Source organism: Bacillus sp. JJ1764 (assembly GCF_036962145.1).
GTDB lineage: Bacteria > Bacillota > Bacilli > Bacillales > Cytobacillaceae > Neobacillus.
Window position 1 is genome coordinate 13,711 of record NZ_JBALNY010000139.1, and the last position, 6,077, is coordinate 19,787.

The window sequence follows — 6,077 nt, forward strand, 5'->3', positions numbered from 1 at the left end:
TTGAATATATTTGATTAAAAATCCACAAAACTTTCAAAAAAAGGTAAAAATGTTTATCACTGTGATATTTTCCCTTTCAATTACGTACCTATTTATGAAATAAAAAATGGCTTCCTCATAAGAAAGGAGGCCCATTATTTTTCTCTTGAGGGAAGTGAGGAGGAAAGCCGTCAGTTTGTATTTGATGAAAAAGGCCCTGCTCAATCGCCAGATCCCCGTTAAAATAATTCCGAATCTTAATAAATATTTACTGCTAAATGAAATTCCTGTTGTATAATCAAGAGGTACACCAATATTGCACCTTCCAACTTTCATTGTGTATATCCACGATAACCTAAGAAATGTTGAATTCTAGTATTAGCGTTCGTAATAGAAGGCGATTTATGAACATTTCGAATATTTCTACCAAGATTATGTTGTTATGGAGAAATAATTTCTTTATACTTTAAATGACAATAAATGTATACAAATACAGGAGAATACAAAAGTATGTTCGAGAAATTTAGGGGAGTAACCAGTACAAATTATAAATCTCTATTTGATCAGAATCCTGATGTGGTCATATCATTTGATACAAATGGTATTTTCATGGAAGCGAATAATGCGATTTCTGATTTATTCGGATATGATGTTGATGAGCTTTTGAATCAATCATTTGCTCCACTAGTTGTGCCATCAGATTTAAAAAAAGCTCTTTCTTATTTTGAGGAAGCAGTTAACGGAGAAGCCAATCATTATGAATGTTGGATTATTGATAAAGGTGGTAATGAGAGAAAAGTAAACGTTACCAACATACCTATCTATAATAATGGCGTTATCACAGGCATTTTTGCAATAGTAAAGGATATTACAGAAAATTACCGAATTCAAACTCTGATTATCGAAGCAGAGAACAAATATAGAAGCCTTGTTGAAAACTCCCAGGTTGGCGTTTATATTTTACATAATCGAAAAATAGTATATGTGAATCCATATTTATGTAAACTGACAGGGTATAGCCTTGAAGAATTACATGGTATGAAATTATCAAATATAATCATGCCTGATGACCAAGTAAAAGTTGATGAAAATATAAAAAAGCTTTATCTAAATAAAGAGACCGGAACGGTTACAAAATTTCGGGTTAAAGGTAAATATGGAAACCCTATTTATGTCGAAGGTTATGGATCTAAAGTTGCTAATCATGGTAAAGATTCAATTATCGGAACTGTGATCGATGTGACAGAAAAAGTTAATTCTGAGAAAATAATCAGACATATGGCTTATCACGATCAATTAACGAATTTGCCGAATCGTTATTACCTAAAAGAAAAAATGGGTGAAGTGATCGAAAATGCCGAAAAAAACAACTCGCATTTTGCTGTCATTTTTCTTGATTTGGATCGCTTTAAGGCAGTTAACGATAATCTGGGACACGAAATTGGCGACAAATTATTAATGGATATTGCGGAACGTTTAAAAGGTTGTGTGAGTAAAAAGGATATTATATCCAGATACGGCGGAGATGAATTTGCGATCCTGCTGCCGGAAAAATCTAGCAATTGTGCGGCAAAGATTTCACAAATCATTTTAAATAGCCTATCACAGCCCTATTACTTAAACCATCACGAAATATTTGTAACTCCAAGTATTGGAATCAGCATGTATCCCATTCATGGTTCAGATTTTGACCAACTCATTAAAAATGCCGATTTATCCATGTATTATGCAAAAAGTCTCGGTAAAAATAATTATCAATTTTTTAATGATAGTTTAGAGAATGATTCCAAAAATGAGTTGGATTATGAAAGGGAACTCAGAAAGGCGTTGGAGCGCAATGAATTTGTCCTCTATTATCAACCGCAAATTAATATGGAAACAAATGAGATTATTGGAGCAGAGGCGCTTATAAGATGGCAGCATCCGGAGAAGGGGATGATACCTCCGGCTGAATTTATTCCGATTGCTGAGGAGTCAGGATTAATCATTCCAATTGGGGAATGGGTCTTAAAATCAGCTTGTCTGCAAAATAAGAAATGGCAAGAGGAAGGAATGCCTCCTTTTACAATGGCTGTCAACATATCTGCTAAGCAGTTCTTTCAATCCAACCTACCCGAAATCGTAAAACGCACCCTGGTGGAGACAGGGCTAGAGCCGAAATATTTAGAACTTGAAATAACAGAAAGTATGACGATGAACGTAGAACGTGCTATTTCTATGCTGCTTGAATTAAAGAAAATCGGAGTTAAAATTAGTATTGATGATTTTGGCACAGGATATAGTTCATTATATTATTTGAAGAAATTCCCGATTGATAAACTAAAGGTTGACCAATCCTTTATTCGAGATTGTATTAATGATGTTCATGATGAAACCATTGTGAAAACAATTATTTCTATGGCAAAAAACCTGAAACTGCAAGTTATTGCAGAAGGTGTGGAAACAAAGGAGCATGTATCTTTTTTGCTCAATCAAATGTGTAATGAAGCGCAAGGTTATTTTTATAGTAAACCAGTTCCTGTAACCGATTTTAAACAAGTATCTTTTAAGTAATTGACAAAACCCTAAATAAATATTTTACCTCAACACCTGAAGGAATTTCAGGTGTTTTTTATCGTAGAAATGCCGCATGATTTAGAAATTCTCAAAATACATTACTATGAAGAAAGAGTTCGTTTAAAGGAAGTGTTACGGATGACTTCGGATCACCGCGTGATGGAGCTTTTGTCCAATTACATTCAGCATCAGCATAAAGGAGTACTTGCTACTGTTATTTCCGTAGAGGGTTCAGCCTATAAGCGGGAAGGAGCTAAGATGATCATCGAACCAAATGGACATAGCTATGGAATCATATCAGGGGGCTGTTTAGAGGCGGATGTGATTCAAAATGCTGAGTTGGTACTGAAATCAGGAAAAGCATGTATCAAGCGTTATAATCTGAATGAAGATTATGTCTGGGGCCTGGGATTAGGCTGCCCTGGGACGGTGGAAATATGGATAGAGCCTATTGGTAACACTGATATATGGAACAAAATGGCGGAGTTGCAATCTTGTTGTGAACCCAACGTGGTTTGTAGATTGCTGACAGAACATGGGAAAGCAGGCCCGAGATTAATCATTACAGAGAATGAGGTCTTTGGAGAGTTAAAGGATGCCATGATAAAAGAGAAGTTGGTCTTAATTTCTAGGGCAAAGTTAGCTCAATTAAATGCACGTTCTGAAATGCTAGCAATGGATACACTCTCTGGGGATATTCGAGTTTTCTTAGATGTATTTCTCCCGCCGCCACAGTTATTTATTTTTGGAGCAGGGTATGATGTGGTTCCTTTGGTCAATATCAGTCAAGTTTTAGGGTTTCACACCACCATCATTGACTCGCGAGAAACCTATAATACTAAGGAAAGGTTTCCATCAGCAAGATTGATACTTGCGGGGCCGGAAAAATACTGCACTATCGGAAAAATGAATAAACAATCCTATATTGTCATCATGAATCATCATTTGGAACGAGATATGGAGTCGTTGGCATTTGCTATGAGAACAGAATCCCCGTATATTGGCCTGTTAGGACCAAAAAAACGACGGGAAAACCTCTTGAACCTTTTAGAGGAACAGAACATTATTTTTTCAAAAAATCAATTAGAAAAGTTGCACAGTCCCATTGGTCTTGATATTGGGGCAGTATCCTCAGAAGAAATAGCCGTTAGTATTATCAGTGAAATTCTCGCTTTTCGGAATGGCCACAAAGGTGCATTTTTGCGAGATTCTCCGCAGATTCATCATAAGCGTTCAAGGGAACTGGAGGAACAGGTATGAAAAATATCTGTTCCATTTTATTAGCTGCAGGGTCGTCCTCTAGGATGAACTATCCAAAGCAATTGCTTAAGTGGAAGGGGAAAACATTGATCGAGTACCAGATTAATCAGCTAAGGAAACAATCATTTGCCGAAATTATAGTGATCCTGGGCCATCAGTGTGAAAAAATAAAAGAAATAGTGTCAATCAAGGATAAGCGTGTTACATTTTTGACTTGCTGGCAATATCAGGCTGGTTTAAGTGAGAGCTTAAAAACAGGATTATCTTATGCAATGAAAAAATATGATGGCCTCTTGATTATGTTAGTTGATATGCCGTTAATTCAATCAAAAACTATAGAAAAAGTGGTGCATCGAGGGTCAAGCCTATTAAATAACAGAAACGATCCATATGTGGTGCAGCCAAGTTACCAGCAACAACCAGGGCATCCGGTGTTTATCGGCCATTTTGCAAAAATTGATTGGAGAGACTTAAAGGGGGACCAGGGAGCCAAGCAAATAATGAGGAAATTAAAAGATCATTATTTTATTGATTTAATGGATGAGGGAATTATTTATGATTTTGACACCCCTGAAGAGTATGAAAAGGCTTTAATAAAAAATCAAATTACAGGAAAAATGACTTGAATTAGTCAGAAAATTCTTGTAAGCTAAAAATAGCTTCATCCTATCTGCCAGACAGCAGAAGGAAATGAGGATGGTTTTATAATTGAATTTACTGACTAATTAGATTCCACTCCCAGCCTTTGCCGGTTGGTATTAATGGATCAGGTAGCCAGTCCATACCACATCTGTGTGTTTGGGCTGGCTTTTTATGTTTTTGAGACAAATTTAGAAAGTGGAGGTGGAAAAGTGAGTGGTGGGGCATTAACGGGGATTAAGGTATTAGATTTAACAAGGGTGCTGGCTGGTCCGTATTGTACTATGATTTTGGCGGACCTGGGTGCAGATGTGATAAAAGTGGAAGCCCCGGGTGGAAGTGATGAAACGAGGAGTTGGGGTCCGCCGTTTCAAAATGGTGTAAGCGCTTATTATTTATGTACAAACAGAAATAAGCGGAGTATCACTGTTAATCTGAAAACAGAAGAAGGAAGAGCGATTATCCGGAAGCTGGCAGAAGATGCGGATGTACTGATTCATAATTTTAAAACGGGCTCGATGGAAAAATGGCAATTAGACTACGAATCGTTGAAAACGATCAACCCTAGATTGGTGTTTTGTTCGATTACTGGATTTGGTGAAACAGGTCCATTAAGTCATTTGCCTGGCTATGATTATATCATCCAGGGTATGAGCGGTCTGATGAGTATTACAGGAAGTGAAGAAAGTGGACCTATTAAAATCGGTGTAGCCATGGTTGATATCTTAACAGGTTTATATTCTGCCATTTCTATTGAGGCAGCCCTTCTCGAACGCGGAAAGTCGGGGATGGGGCAAAAAATAGATATGTCGCTCCTAGATACAGCGGTTAGCTCACTTGCCAACGTGGCCAGCAACTATCTTATTTCCGGTCATGTTCCGAGAAGATTGGGAAATGATCATCCTAACATTGTTCCATACTCAATCTATAAAGCATTGGATGGAGAAATAATTATCGCAGTCGGCAATAATCGCCAATTTTCCACTTTATGTGAAGCGATGGGGATTGCAGAGACTGCACATGACGAAAGATTTCATACTAATGATGCAAGAGTACAAAATAGAACTTTGCTCGGAAAAATATTAGAGGAGCAACTGCAATTAAAACCGGTTGAGTATTGGACTGAATTATTTTGTGCACACAACATTCCCTGCGGCCCTATTAGTTCAATGGATCAAGTATTTAATCAACCGCAAGTAAACGCACGTGAAATGGTTGTTGAAGTGAACCATCCTGAAGCAGGGGTAGTGAAGCTGGTTGGTTCACCTATTAAACTTTCAAGGACAAAGACAAAGATTGAAAGACACCCACCGGTGGCCGGTGAACATACGAAGGAAATTTTACTGCAAGCCGGATATTCTTTAGATGAAATTGAGCAATTTGAAAGTCAAAAAATTATTTAATGGAGGTTTTTGACAATGAATTTCGATTTTTCAGAAGAACAGGTTATGTTAAGAAAGATGGTAAGAAGTTTTGTAGATAAGGAAATTATTCCTAATATGCGCGAATGGGATGAGCGTGGCTACTTTGATCCTGTCATTTGGAAAAGATTAAGAGATTTGGACCTTTTGGGCGTTTGTATTCCGGAGCAATATGGCGGCAGCGGAATGGACTACAATTCACTTGCAATCGTTTGTGAAGAG

5 protein-coding genes are annotated in these 6,077 nt (G+C 37.3%); all 5 read left to right on the forward strand.

Annotated elements, in window-relative coordinates; genetic code table 11:
• Positions 1-489: 489 nt before the first annotated feature.
• Complete coding sequence (locus V7083_RS18280) at positions 490-2,532, forward strand: sensor domain-containing protein (protein WP_335480577.1); 2,043 nt, start codon at positions 490-492, stop codon at positions 2,530-2,532.
• Positions 2,533-2,583: 51 nt separating this feature from the next.
• On the forward strand, positions 2,584-3,795 hold the full coding sequence (locus V7083_RS18285; RefSeq protein WP_335480578.1) for an XdhC family protein: 1,212 nt from the start codon (positions 2,584-2,586) through the stop codon (positions 3,793-3,795).
• The gene (locus V7083_RS18290) at positions 3,792-4,421 is read left to right on the forward strand and encodes a nucleotidyltransferase family protein (RefSeq protein ID WP_335480580.1); all 630 of its coding nucleotides are present in this window, start codon (positions 3,792-3,794) and stop codon (positions 4,419-4,421) included. Before V7083_RS18285 ends, V7083_RS18290 begins: the two co-directional genes overlap by 4 nt.
• Before the next feature lie 225 nt (positions 4,422-4,646).
• Complete coding sequence (locus V7083_RS18295; protein ID WP_335480583.1) at positions 4,647-5,837, forward strand: CaiB/BaiF CoA transferase family protein; 1,191 nt, start codon at positions 4,647-4,649, stop codon at positions 5,835-5,837.
• A 15-nt stretch (positions 5,838-5,852) separates the two neighbouring features.
• Positions 5,853-6,077 (forward strand): acyl-CoA dehydrogenase family protein (locus tag V7083_RS18300; RefSeq protein WP_335480585.1); only part of this gene is annotated, 225 nt, incomplete at its 3' end.